Genomic DNA, 14,792 nt, shown 5'->3' with positions numbered 1-14,792 from the left:
GTTGGGGCCGCAGATATTGAATTACGAAAGGACATCTCATGAAGGACTCGCATCGTCCCGACCGCGCTATGACCACCACCAATCCGGCCACGGAAGAAGTGCTCGACACCTATCCGTTGATGTCCGATGACGAGATGATCTCGGCACTAGAGGCATGCCACGCCGCCTTCGAAGAGTGGCGCCTGAAGTCCCACAAGGATCGCGGCGAGGTTATGAAAGCGATTGGCGCGAAGCTGCGTGATCGCAAGGAAGAGTTCGCCAAGCTGATGACCCAAGAAATGGGCAAGCGCTTGCTGGACAGCCGCGACGAGATTGATCTGTGCGCTGCCATTTGCGACTGGACCGCAGAGGCAGGCCCCGAGGTTCTGGCCGATGAGACGCGCGATCTGCAAGACGGGCGTAAGGGTACGATCACCAAGGCCCCGATCGGCGTCATTTACGGAATCCAACCGTGGAATTTTCCTGCCTATCAAGCGGTGCGCTACGCGATTGCGAACCTGATGGCGGGGAACGGTGTCCTTCTGAAGCACGCAGAGATTTGCACGGGATCCGGCCTAATGCTGAAAGAAGTCTTTGAAGAAGCAGGTCTGCCCAAAAACCTGTTTACCGTCATGCTTATTGATCACGATCAGTCGGACGAATTGATCGGCCACAAGCTGGTGCGCGGTGTGACCATGACTGGCAGCGCCAAGTCCGGTAGCATTATCGCGGCCAAGGCTGGCGAGCACCTGAAGAAAACCGTGATGGAGCTAGGCTCGAACGACGCCTATCTGGTGCTAGAAGACGCGGATGTTGAGCTGGCAGTGAAAACCTGCGTTGCGGGCCGCATCTACAACAACGGTCAGACTTGCGTGAACGCCAAACGCTTTATCGTGTCGAACAAGGTTTATGAAGACTTTGTCGAGGGCTACGTCAAGGCGATGGGCGACGTGACTCTTGGCGATCCAACCGCAGAGGATACTGACCTTGGTCCGATGGCGCGCAAGGATCTGCGCGAAACACTGCATGATCAGGTCAAGAAATCCGTGGACAAAGGGGCCAAGATTGAGGTCGGCGGCGAAATCCCCGAGCGCACAGGCTATTACTACCCCGCTACCGTGCTGATCGACGTAAAGCCCGGGCAACCAGCCTATGACGAAGAACTCTTTGGTCCTGTCGCGTCGGTCATTCGCGCGAAAGATGACGAAGACGCCATGCGCATCGCCAACGACAGTCGCTTTGGTCTGGGTGGTGGCATTTTTAGCCGCGACGAAAAGCGCGCACTTGAGTTGGCCAAAAAGCATTTCGACACAGGGATGGTGTTCATCAATCACTTCAATCTTGCCACACCTGAAATGCCGTTCGGCGGTGTGAAAGACAGTGGCTATGGCCGCGAGCATGGTGGGTTTGGCATGACCGAATTCATCAACGCCAAGGCCATCACGCTGCCGAGCTAAGACATTTGAGAACGAAAAAGGCGGAGGCCATGATGCCTCCGCCTTTCTTTGTGCCAATCAAATGGGGCGACCGCACATGGCCGCGCCTATTTTTAAGCGAATTCGCGTTGGTGTTCAGCGCGATAACCCGCTGACAAAGCCGCGACGAGGAATGCGTGCCGTGCCTCTTCTACGGGCGTCAGGCACTCCATTGCTGCATCAATCTGGGCCAGCGCCGCGTCACGATTGGAATCGTCGGTCGGCCATTTCCGGCGCAGCCAATAGCGTGCTTTTTCAATCGTGCTGAAATGTTCGATGCTGCCATCTTGGGGGGTGATCAGGGCCATTGGCTTACCCCATTGAATTTCCATCATATCTTTAACCTTAGTGTGTCGTCTCGGCGGAGCGGGCAAACCTGCCTTGCGCGTCTAACGCCGTGCCCCTACCCATCGGGGGTGGGGACTGTTCTAAAAATCTCGCTGCGCAGTGTTTGGATCCCACCGTCAAAGCATGGGACCCAATGCGCCAATGTAGGGGATCCGTTGCCCGATCAGACCTGTGGATCGACCGGGCAATGGGATCATTCTGATTTGCCGCCGTCACGGGCTTGCCGTGCGGCCTTGAGCCGCGCGGTCTTTTCCGCCCGCGCTTCGGCTTCCTCGTCGAGGATGCTCCAAGCGGCGGTCGACGTTTTGTCGAGGGCCGTCACCGGCCCGTCGCCTTTAGTGCGCTGAGTGCTGCCGGCGGTCCGGCCTTTTGCTCCGCCGGCCGGAACACCCGCGAGGAGGTCTCCCAGCACGTTACTCATGCCAGAGCGAGATTGCTGGCTGAAGCGCGGCCATCGCGACCGGTTTCGAGATCGTAAGTCACCTTTTGCCCGTCATCGAGGCGCGAGATGCCCGACCGTTCAACGGCGGAAATGTGGACAAAGACGTCTTTGCCGCCGTCGTCCGGCTGGATGAACCCAAAACCTTTGGTGGAATTGAACCATTTCACGGTGCCATTGGCCATATCCGTGGTCTCCTTGATCATGCTGGCCGCGGGACTGCGGCAGCCCGGCAAAGTCGATCCAAGTCGATCAACCGGGGCCACAAATAGCGGCAGCAGCGTGTCGAAGAGAGATAACGTAAGCCCTCCGAAGATGGGGGCACCGCGGGCTTCTGACAAGGGGCAGTCAATGAAGTTTTCATGACAGCGCTAAACGAAAGCATTTTTCTGGGCAGGCGTAGTTGCTTTGATTAGCTCGTATTTCTGGCAATATCGGGTCAGCCTTGGCGATTAATCACCGCCTGAAAACCGAGTGCAGCGTATTTTTCAGCGCGCGTCTGTTTATAAAGCGTGCTCTTTTGATCTGCTGTTTCTCCGCGACGCTATAGACGTTGCGGGAATCCGAAAAAGAGGGCACCACGACAAGTAATTTATTCGAACCGCCGTTTACCATCGGTATTGGATCAGAAATTTGAAACAAGTACTTTCAGCGATTGCGTTGATTGCCGCTTTAGGCTCTCCGAGTTTCGCGCAAAGTGATGGGGGATCGCTTCGGTTTCCTAGTATTTTCGGGGTTCCCAGTGCCTTGCCCGCGCCGGGGGGCAGTGGCTATGTCGGTCTGGTCCTTGTGCATCCCAGACGCGATACCGAGGACAGAAGTGATCCGATCAATCAGGCGGATGGTGATCTGTTATTGGGGTACACCTTTGGCAACCCAGTGCGCGGCGTCAGCGCCCATGTCGGTGCGACAATAACATCGCTGATCGGGTTTGCCGAGGACGGCGCATTGCAGGCCAGCCTGTCCCGTGCCCTGCATGTTTCCGAGAGTTCGGCGACCTTTGCGGGGGTGTCTGCCACAAACGTGGCGGCATGGGGAGATGCCGCAGACGGCCCACCTGCCTATGCCGCTTATCTTTCACACCTGTTCACCGTAAATGGGGTTCGTGGTGAGATGCCGGTACAGTTGACCATCGGTTATGGCGATCATGCCGCGACTGCGGATGGGTCTGGGATCAATGACCAAGAGCCGTTTGTCGGGATCGGCGTTGGTGTTTCGCAATCTATAAACCTTAGCCTGTCCGGCACCACAAAAGAGATATACGCTGGAATGGGCTTTGCTTTGAGAAAACTGCCCCGCTGGAATTTTTCTCTAGGCGTGTTCGACGTGACGCAGGCCCAAGGCCACAGGCAGCTTGCCTTGACAATTGCTCGTGGTTTCTGAAACCTTTTAGGTAGATTTTCAAATGATTGGCTCATCGAAAGAGAGAACCATGTTTTATGCAAAAATTGCCCTCGCATCGGTTTTATTTTGCGCTGTGCCAATGGCTTATGCGGGCGAAAGGGCGATCGTCGGATTCGATATTCAGTTCGCGGCCATGCCATTTGCGCCAGTGAGTGATTACTCCAACGTCGCAGCCACACCGACCCCGATCATCCGGACGCTGCCTCCACAGGCAGAGCCAGTGGTCAATGTTCGCCCGACCATCCGGCCGCGCGCCCCGCAGCAGCAGGCGCCCGTGGCCCAAGATGGTGGGTTTGTCAGGGGCTATCTGGACAGTCTTGACCAGTAATCGGGCCTATCCCCCGCAATCCTCTAGAACCTGTTGCAGGGATGGTATGCGGTCCAGAGACCGCGCGATCCGATCCCGCCATTTTGGCCCGCGGGAGCGCGCGTCTTGGTAGGCCTCCCACACGTCCATGGGCCGATCTTCGGCCATGTTCTCGATCAGCCACTTGGCTTGCTGGCGATCTTTGTAGGACTTGTCAGAGGTTGCGCCATCACGCCTGAGCTCTGTCACGATCAGTTTGTGAATTGCGAACCGCTCGGGGCGGGGGATTTGTACCAAAACGCCCTCGCGATAAAGGGCGGCCGCCGGAATGGGATCTGCGATCAGATAGTTCAGGTGATGCAAGGCGCGCGCTTTGACACCCAACGCGGGCAGTGCCTTGATCCCCTCATTTTCTTCAAAAGAGGGGGTGAGAAACTCGACCAGCGTTCCTGATTTCGCTTGCCGCCACCGCCAGACACTATTGGTATCCAAAGCCTCGACCGGATCGAATTTCAGCGCTGTAAAGGTTTCGGCTAATGACGGCTGCACTTCATCTTCGAGCACCAGAGAGAGCCGCTCGAACTGCGCGATGTCGATGTCTCCGGTGTTTTCGGCCCCGTCGCGGGGCAAGGTCAGACCCAGTTCCCCTTCCATGAGGCGAAACGCGTTTGTCCCGATCAGAGTGCCGCCTAAGCGAAAGGTTCCAACTTTGCTCATGTTGAACAGAAGGCTACCGGTTTCGCGATTCACAGGGGTTAGTCCTTCGGCGCGCAGCAGGCGAACAAGCCTTGCTCGTTCCCGCCGCCGGTCGGGGGCATGTTCCTGCAGTTCGCGCAGACGTTCAATCCGCTGGCGTGTTTCATCCGTGTCGGGGCCGATGTATCACCACTTCAGGTCCTGCCCGATACGTTCTGCCGTGTACCAGTGGATCTTGCCGCCGACTTCCTTCTGTCGGACAGTGCCACGCAGATTGGCCACTTGATCGTCGTGCAAAAGACGGAGAAGGTCGTTGTATGCTGACCGCGCCACGCTCCGAAGTTCTGCCATTGGATGGCTCCCTGCCCGAATTACTACACACGAATAATTTTTGTATAGTAATGGCTTGAACTGGCAATGCAGCGGGTGTGGGAGGGGGCCTTCGGCCCACGTGGCCGCGTCGCTACAATCCGAACTGTGTGGCTGCCAGTTTCAGAGATTTCATGAGCAAATCAGTGCTTTCGTCGGTAGTGGCGCGCTCTGGTAGCATCAGGCTTATGGCGCGGTCGGCTTCGGGTACCGCAAGGGGAATAACCTTGACCTCTTCTCTGTGCACGGCCTGACGGCGGGCGAACAGATCGGGCAGGACCGCCATGCCCGCGCCCGTTGCGGCCATGAGCAGGATCGAGTCCAGGCTGGTCCCTTCGTAATCGTTGGAGACGATCCCGCCGTTTTGCCCCGCAATCCCATAGACGATCCGCGCCAACCGGTGGCCGGTGTCCAACGTTAGCAAGCGCTGACCGTTCAGGTGGTCCGATGTGATCTGCGTTGTTGCAGCCAAGGGATGGTCGTGGGACACGGCGGCCCACAAACGCTCTGTGAACAGAAAATGTTGCTGTGTGTTCGGGTGGTCTTCGGGGGTCGAGATAATGGCATCAAAGCGTCCGTTCCGGATCCCTTCATCCAAGCCCAACGTATTCTCTTCTCGCACGGCCACGCGCAGGTCAGGTTGGCTCTGGTGCAGGCTGCGCACGACCTGAGGCAGCAAATATGGCCCGATTGAGGGCAGAACACCCAGACGCAGACGCCCGCCAAAGGGCAGGTTGCTGGTCATGGCGGCATTCAGCGCTTCGACTTCCGACAGAATGCGCCGTGCCCGCGAAACGAACTCCAAACCCTGAGAAGTCGTCGTCACACCGCTGCGGCCACGTTCGAACAAGCGCACGCCAAGCTCGGCTTCGACCGTGGCGATTTGGTTCGAGAGGCTGGGTTGGCTGACGTGCAGCACATCAGCGGCCAACCCGAAATTCCCGATTTGGTGAACCGTGACCACGTATTCCATCTGACGCAGGGTAGGGCGCATATCATAGCCTCAAGATATGAAAATAAAGACCAGATTGTATTTATGCTATCGCAGAATTTCGGGCAAGAGGCGGCAACCCTCAGATCAGGAGACCGCATATGCCCCTTATTCTCGACAGCCTGGTTGGCAACCTTATGGTGCCGACAATTATGTTCTTTGCCCTTGGACTGCTGGCCGCAGTCGTCCGCAGTGACCTGTCCATCCCCGAAGGCGCGGCGAAGTTCATGTCGCTTTATCTTCTGCTCGCCATCGGGTTCAAAGGCGGTCACAGTCTGGCGCAGCACGGACTGCGCGCTGATCTGTTTCTGGCAATCGGGGCGGGGCTGATCCTGTCATTCCTGATACCGTTTATCGCGTTCATGCTGCTGCGGGTGATGACGCGGCTGGATGCCATGAACGCGGCGGCGGTGGCAGGGCACTACGGGTCAATCTCGATCGTAACCTTTGTTGCGGCCTCAAGCCTCTTGGATCTGACAGGGATTGCCGCCGACGGTTACATGGTGGCGGTCGCCGCCGCGATGGAGGTGCCGGCGATCCTGTCCGCTCTGTGGATTGCCGCGCGGTTTGGCCGGTCCCAAGGGGACACGAAGTGCGTGCCCATCCGCGAGTTGTTCGCGAACGGCTCTATCGTTTTGCTGACAGGAGCCTTTGTGATCGGGGCGGTGACGCAGGACAAGGGCATGCAGATGATCGCGCCCTTTGTTGTCACACCGTTCACGGGGATTTTGTGTCTGTTCCTGCTGGATATGGGGCTGTCGGCGGGGCGCAGCCTGCTCAAGAACAAGCACATGCTCAGCACGGGCCTTTTTGCCTTTGGACTGGTGATGCCAGTTGTCGGAGCGGCGCTTGCATGGGGCCTTGGGTCGGTGATCGGTCTGCAAACGGGTAGCTTGTTTCTGCTGATGGTTCTGGCGGCGTCGGCGTCCTATATCGCGGTCCCTGCGGCGATGAAGATCGCGCTGCCGCAGGCCGAGGCGGGCGTTTATCTGACTTTGTCGCTTGGCGTGACCTTCCCCTTCAACATCACGCTGGGACTGCCGCTGTACCTGTGGCTGGCGGGGGTTGGGGGCTGATCAGATCGCCGCAGGACTTGCCAATTGCACACAGTGGCACAGCTTCAGGCCAAAGGACATCCCAAAGCCCAAGGAGACGCTGTGCCGACCCCTGCCGAACCTAACGAGACGCTGACAGGATACTTCGATGGCTCCTGCCCGCTCTGCACTGCCGAGATCAATCACTACAAGCGGCAAAAGGGGGCAGAGCGCTTGAACTTTGTCGACGTGTCCCAAGAGGGCGCAAATCCGGGACCGGACCTAAGCCCGCGCGATGCCATGCGCCGTTTCCACGTACGGCGGGCCGATGGCGCGCTGGTGTCTGGGGCACGCGGCTTTGTCGCGATCTGGCAGGTGCTGCCCCGCTGGCGGTGGGCGGCGCGGATCGGCAGTTTGCCCGGTGTCCCCACGGTGATGGAGGTTGGCTACCGTTTGTTTCTGCCCGTGCGGCCTTTGCTGTCGAAGATCGCATCGCGTCTTGGGGCACGGCCTGCGAATGAGTGCGGATGTGGGCGCTGACGCTTTTTTAGCAGAGTTCGGCTACAAGTCATTTCGTTAGCTCAATCTACAAAAATATCCACTTACAAAGAATACTTTAATGTGATCGGGCGCCTTCGTCTTTTCCTCGGTTTCCACCGTAAAGGAGGCACGAACCTTGGAGGAGACATTCTATGAAAACCGTTATTGCAGCAACCGCCTTCGCCCTGACATGCGCAAGCGCTGCCTTTGCCGCGTCCCATTCGGAAACTGGAAACCCGATGGTCGGTGGCGCACCCATGTTCATGGACAAGAACATCGTCGAGAACGCTGTGAATTCTGCAGATCACACCACCCTCGTCGCCGCCGTGCAGGCCGCCGGTCTGGTGGATACCCTGCAAAGCGAAGGCCCCTTTACCGTCTTTGCCCCTGTAAATAGCGCATTCGAGGCGCTGCCTGAGGGCACGGTCGAGACCCTGCTGAAGCCTGAAAGCAAGGACATGCTGGTGAAAATTCTGACGGCTCACGTGGTCGCAGGAAACTGGAGCGCCGAGGATATCACCTCTGCGGTGAAGATGTCGTCGGATGGCTTTTACCACTTTAACGCTGTCTCGGGCGATGCACTGTCCGCGCAGCTGACGCCCTCGGGGCGCGTATTCATCTATGATGAAAGTGGTAACGCCGCAGAAGTCACGACCGCCGATGTCCGTCAGTCGAACGGCGTCATTCACGTGATCGACAAAGTTCTGCTGCCGAAATAAGATGTAAGTCATAGCAACAAAGGCCGCGGCAGTGCAGTCTGCCGCGGCCTTTTTATTGCGAACGATGATGGGCGGACGCCTCTGCAGCTGGCCCTAATCGTAACGCAGTGCCGTCGCTTTGCCTCGGAAAATGATGTAAGACAAAGCGGTGTATCCTGCGATTACCGGCAGAACGAAAAGCGCCCCAAAGAGGATGATGATCAGGCTCTCTGGCGCTGCGGCTGCCTCGTAGATCGTCAACTGCTCGGGCACCACGTAGGGGTAGAATGAATAGGCCAGCCCGACAAAGGCCAGAACAAACAGTGCGACAGTCGCGGCAAAGGGAAACCACGCCCAATTATCATTCTGCGTTGGCAGATGCCGTAGCGCCATGATCAGCAGCATAGACAGCGCTGCAAAGGCGATGGGCATAGGAGCCAGCAGCACGATCTCTGGGAAGGCGAACCACTTTTCAAAGATCCGCTCTGATGCCAGAGGCGAGGCGATCGACACAGCCCCTAGCCCCCCGAGGACGCCCCAGATGCCGCCCTTAGCCCACTTCACCGCCTTTTTCTGCAGGATGTCTTCGGTTTTGAAGATCAGCCAAGTCGCCCCAATAAAGCTGTAGGCGACGGTTAGAAACACCGCCGTCAGCAACGAGAATGCGATCGCGCCCCAACCCGTCCCCAGTCCTAGCACGTAGGATCCCAGCATGTACCCTTGGCTCAGGGATGCCATAGCCGATCCTCCAAAGAAAGCGTGGTCCCACATGCGTTTCTGACTGGCAGGCGCTTTGACGCGGAATTCGAACGCGACGCCCCGCAAGATCAGGCCGATCAGCATAACGGCGACTGGCAGATACAGTGTCGATAGGATCAATCCGTGCGCCGTCGGGAACGCTACCAGCAAGAGGCCAATCGCCAGCACCAGCCACGTCTCGTTTGCATCCCAGAATGGCCCGATCGAGGCAATCATGCGGTCGCGCTCGGCTTCTGTTGCAAGGGGGGACACCAGTCCCACCCCCAGATCGAACCCGTCCAGCACCACATAAATCAGGATCGACAGTCCCATCAGCGCGGCAAAGGTTGCGGGCAGCCAAAGGTTCGGATCTCCGAATAGAGTCATCATGGTCTGCTCTCCTTATTCCGCGGGGGTCAGGACGGTGATCCCATCAGGACCGGTGCGTTCGGGCTTGCCTGATGCGTCGTCGCCCTTTGCCTTCTTGTTCGCCAAGTGGAAGAGCGCACCGATATAGGCCAGCGTCAGCACCACATAGATCGCGAGGTAGGCAATGAATGTCCCCAGCACCATAGAGGGGGCGACATCGGCCACGGCCGCTTCGGTCGGCAGGACACCTGTGACTAGCCACGGCTGGCGGCCAATCTCGGTCACGTACCACCCTGCCAAAGTCGCCAGCCATCCAGAGAAAGTCATCGCTAGTGCGCCCCACAGCATCGGTTTGGGCAGTCCGTCCAGCCCTCGGCGGGTGCTGAGGAACGATCCTGTTGCCTCGTCGCGGCGGCGTGCCATAAGGACCATCGCGCCCCAGCTGAGCAGCAGCATGGCCATGCCGGTCCCGACCATCACGCGGAACCCGTAAAAGACGGGCGCCACGCGCGGATGCAGGGGCGAGCCATCCTCGGCCACAAAGTCATTTAGGCCGGGTACGACGCCGTCTGCATGGTGGGTCAGGATCAGGCTAGCGCCATTCGGAACGGCCAGTTCAAACCGGTTTGCGCGTGCGTCCTGATCCGGCAGAGCGAACAGGAGTAACGGCACGTTTGGACCTGTTTCCCAATTGCCCTCCATCGCGGCGACTTTGGCAGGCTGATGCTCCAACGTATTTAGACCGTGCATGTCACCTGCCAGAATTTGCAGAGGGATCAAGATGGCACCGGTCATCAGGCCAAAGCGCAGGGTGGTTCTCACTTCGGCACCTTGATCGCCGCGCAGCCAGCGGAAAGCAGACAGACCAGCGATCAGGAAGGCCACAGTCAGACCCGACGCCAGCAGCATGTGCACCAAACGGTAGGGCATTGACGGGTTAAAGATGATTGCCATCCAGTCCGTGGCATGGGCCACACCCTCGCGCAGTTCGAACCCTGCAGGGGTGTGCATCCACGAATTCAACACGATGATCCAGAAGGCCGACATGGTGGTGCCGAACGCGACAAGGAACGTTGCCATTGTGTGCACCCAGCCGGGCACTTTGCGAAAGCCGAACAGCATGATGCCTAGGAACACTGCCTCGAGGAAGAAGGCGGTCAAAACCTCGTAGGCCAAGAGCGGACCTGCGATGTTGCCCACGCTTTCCATAAAGCCGGGCCAGTTGGTACCAAACTGGAACGACATGGTGATGCCAGACACAACGCCCATGGCAAAGGATAGTGCAAACACTTTGACCCAGAAGCGATAGGCATCCATCCAGCGCTCTTCACCTGTCCGGTTAAACCGCAGTTTGAAAAACAGCAGAACCCAGCCAAGGGCGATGGTGATTGTCGGAAACAGAATGTGAAACGAGATGTTCGCCGCAAATTGCAGGCGAGACAGTAGCAAGGTGTCCATCATTTTCTCAGCCCTCCACCGCGGAGGGCGAACGGCGGCTTTCGGTCAGGTGCTGTCACTTTTACCCGCGCCAACTGGGCCTGTGGTTGGGGCATCTTGGTCGCCCAAAGTCCTGATAAAAATTGTCCGATGATTTGTCGGATGAGCCGTGTTGCCATCCTACGCATTGCACACTCCATTGGTAGCTGTGTTGCTAAAGATGTGGTGCAAATGCACTTTAAATCCAGCTTGCGCGACCGCATGACGCGGATGCATCAAGGTCGTGAATAAAATGAAAAAAGGTGCGTGAAGCCGCTGCCTCACGCACCCGGTTTTTTACCTGGTCGCCCTTATCAGAGCATCAGCGCCATCGCGGCAGGCACCAACACCATGCCCCCGCAAATCAGCAGCATTGAGACACCAAGTCCTTTGAACATAACCGCGCTCCTTATGTCGATTTTACAAGTTTCAAGTGAGGGGTGCCGCCGTCGGGACCGTCCTGATCTTCTGGCTCTTCGCCGCCAAGAATGGCATCCTCAAAGTCTTCGATCTGGCCATGGTGCAAGCGGCCGAAGTAGGTGGCTTGATAGACAAACACAAATCCCATCATCACCTCCTACACCGACCACTCTTGAAGCCGCCCGGAGGAGCGGGCGCCCTGTAGCCGCGAGACGCAGCGCACCATCTCGTCTTTGATACGAAGCCTCTGACGCTTGAGGGTCTGAAGCGTAACCGAGCAGGGGACTGGTCGCTTCAACTCTCGAGCAATGAGTGCTTTCAAGGTGCCGTGTTTAGATCGCAGTTTTGCGAGACGTGCCTCTAGGGAGAACACTTTGAGACGCACATCATTCTTCATCTTGGACCTCCATATCTGTGACGAGCGCAGCCGCAGAACGCTGACTGCCCCCTAGACATGGCGTCGTCGAAACCCACATGAAGACAATGATATGATAAAGTAAGATAGGAATTTCCTATATAAGTGCTCAGAGGGTTCCATGACCGAGATTACGTTGCGCCAGCTACGCTATTTTGCCGTTTTGGCCCGTGTTCTGCAGTATCGCCGCGCCGCGCAACAATTGGAGATCAGTCAGCCATCCCTAAGTCTTCAGATCAATGCATTGGAAGAGGCGATTGGCGCGCAGTTGCTCGAAAGGAAACGTAGTGGATTGATCCTAACGCCAGCCGGTCGCGATGTGGCGCAAAAGGCCATCGGCATTCTGGCTGAAGTTGACGGTCTAATGCATCGTTCGACGTCGGGGGAAAGCGGTCTTGGAGGGACGCTGCGGCTTGGGTCCTCGCCAACGATCGCACCCTACCTGATGCCGCGGGTCTTGCGACGGCTGCATGAGAAATACCCGGAGCTCAAACTGATCATCCGCGATGGCCCGTCGAAAGATCTGGTTGAGGATTTGTTAGCGGGTAAACACGACCTAATCCTGACCCAAGCGCCCGTTGGTCACGACGAGGTCAGCTTCCATCCCTTGTTTCGAGAGCCATTGCTGCTGGCGGTGGACACTGCCAGCCCCTTGGCGCGATCAAAGAGCGCGCGTCTACAGGACTTATCATCTTTGACGTTCATCACGTTGGACCCCGCGTATACGCTGCATCGTCAGATCAAAGATGTGTGCGAGTTGGCCGGCGCCAAGTTGCGCATGGATTTTGAAGGCACCAGTTTGGATGCGCTGCGCCAGATGGTCTCTTTGGGAATGGGGGTCACGTTGGTGCCCGGGCTGTACTCACGATCCGAAGTCGAACGCGCTGATAGCGATGTGTGCACAATACCGTTGTCCCCGCCGCGGTTACGACAAATCGGGTTAGCTTGGCGGAAATCGAGCGGGACGCCCGTGGCCTTTGTGGAAATGGCAGAGCACATCCGAGATGTTGCACGTTCTGAGTTCGCGGATTGCGTGAAGCTGTGACTAGAGCCGTGTGTGAAGAGAACTCTAACCCGATTTACGATTTTTCCGGTCGGGTCAGCCCAAAGCGCGCGTTTCACGAATGCGCAGAATGTCACGCCTCGGAGGGGGGCGTGAATATCCCGAATGAGCGATTTTGGCCATTAGGAACTGGGTTTGGCTTTGATGGGCTACGATCGAAACAAAGCTCTAGGCGCATACCCTTTGGTGTGACAGGTCCGTGAAAGACAGCCAGAAAAGGTCAGGGAAGAAGGTTGCCGAAACTATTTATCAGTAACTTTTGTAAACATAATAGCCTAAAGCATAATAGCGCTACTTATACCTAAACACCCTACGGGGACGACAATGGCCGACACCCGCTACGAATTGATTGCCCTGAATAATGCATTCGAAAGCGGATTCACCAACGCTCTTGGAAATGACTAAGTAGAGGTGTCGGATGACATCGTTTACTTCTGGCTCGACTCGCAGGGGTACGCTGGGACAGCATTCGATAATCTGCCCTCCGGAGTATTTTACCAAAGCTTTACGTCAGACGGCACTCTGGTCACGGATGCGCAACTGCTGCCTGACACGGACGATGTGTACAATCCCTTTGTCTTTTTTGACGATGGCGCAGTTTACCTGCTGCATACGACCGATGTCACCGATGGTGATGACTACATGTCGTTCACCAAGTTTGACGCGAGTGATTTGACGATATTGGCGTCGACGACGTTCCGCACGGACGAATTTGACAGCTTCCTCACGTCGACAGGTATTGACGTGGACAAGGTGAACTCGGGCAGTATGCGCTCACATTTAATGGGGCTAAGGCGTTTGTACCGTCCCCCTCCGCATCGCTTAGTTTCAGTCAACGACCCGAGCTTCGCGGTGTCATTCGGAATGCGTGGTGACGACTCACATCAGGGGTGTCTGACTAACCGCATCCAGTTGCGAAAAGCAGTTCGATGGAAGCCTTCACGTCACGCGCCCTGTGGGCATGAGGTGCCAAATTCATTCGGATGAAAAGAAAATGGCGACACACAAGGGAGGAGGAGATGTGTGTCGCCAAAATGTCCAAGAAGTGGCCAGGGAGGAGGAGAGGCAACTTCTATAAATCTAATATGACCTCCTCCGCACATTACGACAACTACAAATGCTGCAGTGCAGCTATGCATTTGGAACATGTCAAAAGACTGCTCAAAAATTCATCAGACGTCTGACTAAAGGTTGGGTTTCTGTGGTTGTAACAAGCGAATGCCTGTTTGTGAGCGGCAATTGAAAAGGCGTACTTGAGGGACTGTCCGAGCGTTAAGAGTTCGCCCAAGCACGATGCTTCGGAGCCTCCGGCGCTGCTCCGTCGTATGCGCGTTCAAACCAGACTGACCTGCCACTGAACATTCCTCCATCATCGATTAGAGTCTGACCCAATTTGCTCTGCCTACCAACTCTGGACCACCCGAAGCTGGAGTTTCGGTCCTTTGATCACGATGACGGGCTGGTGACGTCATCTGGAAAGTGCAGTGCGCTTGGGACGTTGTATCCGATGGCGCTGTGTGGTCGGTCGTCGTTGTAGTGTCTACGCCAATCCTCCAGCTTTTCGCTGGCATCCGCAAGGCTCATGAACCAATGTGCGTTCAGGCATTCGGACCGGAGCTTGCTGTTGAACGCCTCGATGAAGCCGTTATCCGTCGGTTTGCCGGGTCGCGAGAAGTCCAGCGTGACGTCTTTTGCGTAGGCCCATAGATCGAGGTCTCGGGACACGAACTCGCTGCCGTAGCACGTCGGGAAGAAGCGCTGTTTTTTAGGTTATGGCCACTCGCGTAGCCCTCAAATAGCGCAGCGTGTGGCCATAACCGGTCTCAGGTCTCAACAATGGTTTTGCAGAATCACACCGCTGAGGAGACCGACTATGACCGTCAACCATTCTACCACTGCGACTGTGTTTGTCGCCATCGACATTTCCAAACACCGACATGAGGTACTGATCGGGGTGCCGGGCAAGAAGCGTCGTCGGCGCATGACGATCCTGAACACACTGGAGGACTTCCAACGCCTGTCTGGGGCTCT

General features: G+C 56.9%; 18 protein-coding genes and 2 pseudogenes. 9 read left to right on the top strand and 11 right to left on the bottom strand.

The window, feature by feature from the left end:
• Window positions 1-38 precede the first annotated feature (38 nt).
• Complete coding sequence (locus tag BM225_RS18390; RefSeq protein ID WP_072704473.1) at window positions 39-1,436, top strand: NAD-dependent succinate-semialdehyde dehydrogenase; 1,398 nt, start codon at window positions 39-41, stop codon at window positions 1,434-1,436.
• A gap of 92 nt (window positions 1,437-1,528) precedes the next feature.
• Here the strand turns inward: BM225_RS18390 and BM225_RS18385 are convergent, their stop codons facing one another.
• The 3 genes from BM225_RS18385 to BM225_RS18375 all read right to left on the bottom strand — a co-directional run bounded on the left by BM225_RS18385 (window position 1,529) and on the right by BM225_RS18375 (window position 2,426).
• Window positions 1,529-1,762 carry a DUF982 domain-containing protein gene (locus BM225_RS18385; RefSeq protein WP_245780544.1) on the bottom strand — a complete coding sequence of 78 codons (234 nt, stop codon included), beginning with the start codon at window positions 1,760-1,762 and terminating at the stop codon, window positions 1,529-1,531.
• Between the two features lie 233 nt (window positions 1,763-1,995).
• Window positions 1,996-2,223, bottom strand: a complete 228-nt coding sequence (locus BM225_RS18380; RefSeq protein WP_092465141.1) for a hypothetical protein — start codon at window positions 2,221-2,223, stop codon at window positions 1,996-1,998.
• Entirely contained in the window at window positions 2,220-2,426 is a 207-nt protein-coding gene (locus tag BM225_RS18375; protein ID WP_072704463.1) for a cold-shock protein, read from the bottom strand. The genes BM225_RS18380 and BM225_RS18375 overlap by 4 nt, the downstream gene beginning before the upstream one ends.
• A 448-nt stretch (window positions 2,427-2,874) precedes the next feature.
• On the opposite strand from BM225_RS18375, the gene BM225_RS18370 reads away from it, so the two are divergent.
• Both BM225_RS18370 and BM225_RS18365 read left to right on the top strand, forming a co-directional pair.
• Window positions 2,875-3,624 (top strand): hypothetical protein, encoded by a 750-nt coding sequence (locus tag BM225_RS18370; protein ID WP_143095416.1) that lies wholly within the window; start codon window positions 2,875-2,877, stop codon window positions 3,622-3,624.
• A gap of 49 nt (window positions 3,625-3,673) precedes the next feature.
• The gene (locus BM225_RS18365; protein ID WP_072704457.1) at window positions 3,674-3,973 is read left to right on the top strand and encodes a hypothetical protein; all 300 of its coding nucleotides are present in this window, start codon (window positions 3,674-3,676) and stop codon (window positions 3,971-3,973) included.
• 6 nt (window positions 3,974-3,979) lie between these two features.
• On the opposite strand, the gene BM225_RS18360 is transcribed toward BM225_RS18365, so the two are convergent.
• The 3 genes from BM225_RS18360 to BM225_RS18355 all read right to left on the bottom strand — a co-directional run bounded on the left by BM225_RS18360 (window position 3,980) and on the right by BM225_RS18355 (window position 6,011).
• Window positions 3,980-4,702 (bottom strand): GSU2403 family nucleotidyltransferase fold protein, encoded by a 723-nt coding sequence (locus tag BM225_RS18360; RefSeq protein WP_338060998.1) that lies wholly within the window; start codon window positions 4,700-4,702, stop codon window positions 3,980-3,982.
• Window positions 4,703-4,834: 132 nt separating this feature from the next.
• On the bottom strand, window positions 4,835-4,999 hold the full coding sequence (locus BM225_RS22370; protein WP_338060997.1) for a hypothetical protein: 165 nt from the start codon (window positions 4,997-4,999) through the stop codon (window positions 4,835-4,837).
• A 112-nt stretch (window positions 5,000-5,111) separates the two neighbouring features.
• On the bottom strand, window positions 5,112-6,011 hold the full coding sequence (locus BM225_RS18355; protein WP_177218659.1) for a hydrogen peroxide-inducible genes activator: 900 nt from the start codon (window positions 6,009-6,011) through the stop codon (window positions 5,112-5,114).
• A 98-nt stretch (window positions 6,012-6,109) separates the two neighbouring features.
• Here BM225_RS18355 and BM225_RS18350 point away from each other — a divergent pair, with 98 nt between their 5' ends.
• The 3 genes from BM225_RS18350 (at window position 6,110) to BM225_RS18340 (ending at window position 8,301) form a co-directional block, all read left to right on the top strand.
• Complete coding sequence (locus tag BM225_RS18350) at window positions 6,110-7,084, top strand: sodium-dependent bicarbonate transport family permease (RefSeq protein WP_072704451.1); 975 nt, start codon at window positions 6,110-6,112, stop codon at window positions 7,082-7,084.
• 33 nt (window positions 7,085-7,117) lie between these two features.
• On the top strand, window positions 7,118-7,582 hold the full coding sequence (locus BM225_RS18345) for a thiol-disulfide oxidoreductase DCC family protein (protein ID WP_245780547.1): 465 nt from the start codon (window positions 7,118-7,120) through the stop codon (window positions 7,580-7,582).
• Window positions 7,583-7,734: 152 nt separating this feature from the next.
• On the top strand, window positions 7,735-8,301 hold the full coding sequence (locus BM225_RS18340; protein WP_072704448.1) for a fasciclin domain-containing protein: 567 nt from the start codon (window positions 7,735-7,737) through the stop codon (window positions 8,299-8,301).
• A gap of 93 nt (window positions 8,302-8,394) precedes the next feature.
• Here the strand turns inward: BM225_RS18340 and BM225_RS18335 are convergent, their stop codons facing one another.
• From BM225_RS18335 to BM225_RS18325, 4 genes are all read right to left on the bottom strand, one after another.
• Entirely contained in the window at window positions 8,395-9,408 is a 1,014-nt protein-coding gene (locus tag BM225_RS18335; RefSeq protein WP_338060996.1) for a cytochrome d ubiquinol oxidase subunit II, read from the bottom strand.
• Window positions 9,409-9,420: 12 nt separating this feature from the next.
• On the bottom strand, window positions 9,421-10,848 hold the full coding sequence (locus tag BM225_RS18330; RefSeq protein ID WP_245780543.1) for a cytochrome ubiquinol oxidase subunit I: 1,428 nt from the start codon (window positions 10,846-10,848) through the stop codon (window positions 9,421-9,423).
• Between the two features lie 424 nt (window positions 10,849-11,272).
• Window positions 11,273-11,431 carry a hypothetical protein gene (locus BM225_RS21885; RefSeq protein ID WP_177218658.1) on the bottom strand — a complete coding sequence of 53 codons (159 nt, stop codon included), beginning with the start codon at window positions 11,429-11,431 and terminating at the stop codon, window positions 11,273-11,275.
• Between the two features lie 9 nt (window positions 11,432-11,440).
• Window positions 11,441-11,680, bottom strand: a complete 240-nt coding sequence (locus tag BM225_RS18325; protein WP_092465139.1) for a YdcH family protein — start codon at window positions 11,678-11,680, stop codon at window positions 11,441-11,443.
• Between the two features lie 139 nt (window positions 11,681-11,819).
• On the opposite strand from BM225_RS18325, the gene BM225_RS18320 reads away from it, so the two are divergent.
• Window positions 11,820-12,743 carry a hydrogen peroxide-inducible genes activator gene (locus BM225_RS18320; protein WP_092465138.1) on the top strand — a complete coding sequence of 308 codons (924 nt, stop codon included), beginning with the start codon at window positions 11,820-11,822 and terminating at the stop codon, window positions 12,741-12,743.
• A 429-nt stretch (window positions 12,744-13,172) separates the two neighbouring features.
• Window positions 13,173-13,748: a hypothetical protein gene (locus tag BM225_RS18315; RefSeq protein WP_072704427.1), complete on the top strand. Its 576-nt coding sequence runs from the start codon at window positions 13,173-13,175 to the stop codon at window positions 13,746-13,748.
• 459 nt (window positions 13,749-14,207) lie between these two features.
• On the opposite strand, the pseudogene BM225_RS18310 reads toward BM225_RS18315, so the two are convergent.
• A pseudogene (locus BM225_RS18310) lies at window positions 14,208-14,498 on the bottom strand (integrase core domain-containing protein); the annotation flags it as partial.
• Window positions 14,499-14,634: 136 nt separating this feature from the next.
• Between BM225_RS18310 and BM225_RS22215 the strand changes: the two are divergent.
• A pseudogene (locus tag BM225_RS22215) lies at window positions 14,635-14,792 on the top strand (IS110 family transposase); the annotation flags it as partial.

Source organism: Donghicola eburneus (assembly GCF_900115865.1).
In the GTDB taxonomy this organism is placed as follows: Bacteria; Pseudomonadota; Alphaproteobacteria; order Rhodobacterales; family Rhodobacteraceae; genus Donghicola; species Donghicola eburneus.
Note: the sequence above shows the minus strand (reverse complement) of the source record. Positions and strands in the feature narration are given on the sequence as shown.

Excerpts from the sequence above, each read along its gene's own strand:
- BM225_RS18390 (WP_072704473.1), top strand. The coding sequence starts at position 39 with ATGAAGGACTCGCATCGTCCCGACCGCGCTATGACCACCACCAATCCG.
- BM225_RS18385 (WP_245780544.1), bottom strand. The coding sequence starts at position 1,762 with ATGGCCCTGATCACCCCCCAAGATGGCAGCATCGAACATTTCAGCACG.
- BM225_RS18380 (WP_092465141.1), bottom strand. The coding sequence starts at position 2,223 with ATGAGTAACGTGCTGGGAGACCTCCTCGCGGGTGTTCCGGCCGGCGGA.
- BM225_RS18375 (WP_072704463.1), bottom strand. The coding sequence starts at position 2,426 with ATGGCCAATGGCACCGTGAAATGGTTCAATTCCACCAAAGGTTTTGGG.
- BM225_RS18365 (WP_072704457.1), top strand. The coding sequence starts at position 3,674 with ATGTTTTATGCAAAAATTGCCCTCGCATCGGTTTTATTTTGCGCTGTG.
- BM225_RS22370 (WP_338060997.1), bottom strand. The coding sequence starts at position 4,999 with ATGGCAGAACTTCGGAGCGTGGCGCGGTCAGCATACAACGACCTTCTC.
- BM225_RS18355 (WP_177218659.1), bottom strand. The coding sequence starts at position 6,011 with ATGCGCCCTACCCTGCGTCAGATGGAATACGTGGTCACGGTTCACCAA.
- BM225_RS18350 (WP_072704451.1), top strand. The coding sequence starts at position 6,110 with ATGCCCCTTATTCTCGACAGCCTGGTTGGCAACCTTATGGTGCCGACA.
- BM225_RS18340 (WP_072704448.1), top strand. The coding sequence starts at position 7,735 with ATGAAAACCGTTATTGCAGCAACCGCCTTCGCCCTGACATGCGCAAGC.
- BM225_RS18335 (WP_338060996.1), bottom strand. The coding sequence starts at position 9,408 with ATGATGACTCTATTCGGAGATCCGAACCTTTGGCTGCCCGCAACCTTT.
- BM225_RS18330 (WP_245780543.1), bottom strand. The coding sequence starts at position 10,848 with ATGATGGACACCTTGCTACTGTCTCGCCTGCAATTTGCGGCGAACATC.
- BM225_RS21885 (WP_177218658.1), bottom strand. The coding sequence starts at position 11,431 with ATGGGATTTGTGTTTGTCTATCAAGCCACCTACTTCGGCCGCTTGCAC.
- BM225_RS18325 (WP_092465139.1), bottom strand. The coding sequence starts at position 11,680 with ATGAAGAATGATGTGCGTCTCAAAGTGTTCTCCCTAGAGGCACGTCTC.
- BM225_RS18320 (WP_092465138.1), top strand. The coding sequence starts at position 11,820 with ATGACCGAGATTACGTTGCGCCAGCTACGCTATTTTGCCGTTTTGGCC.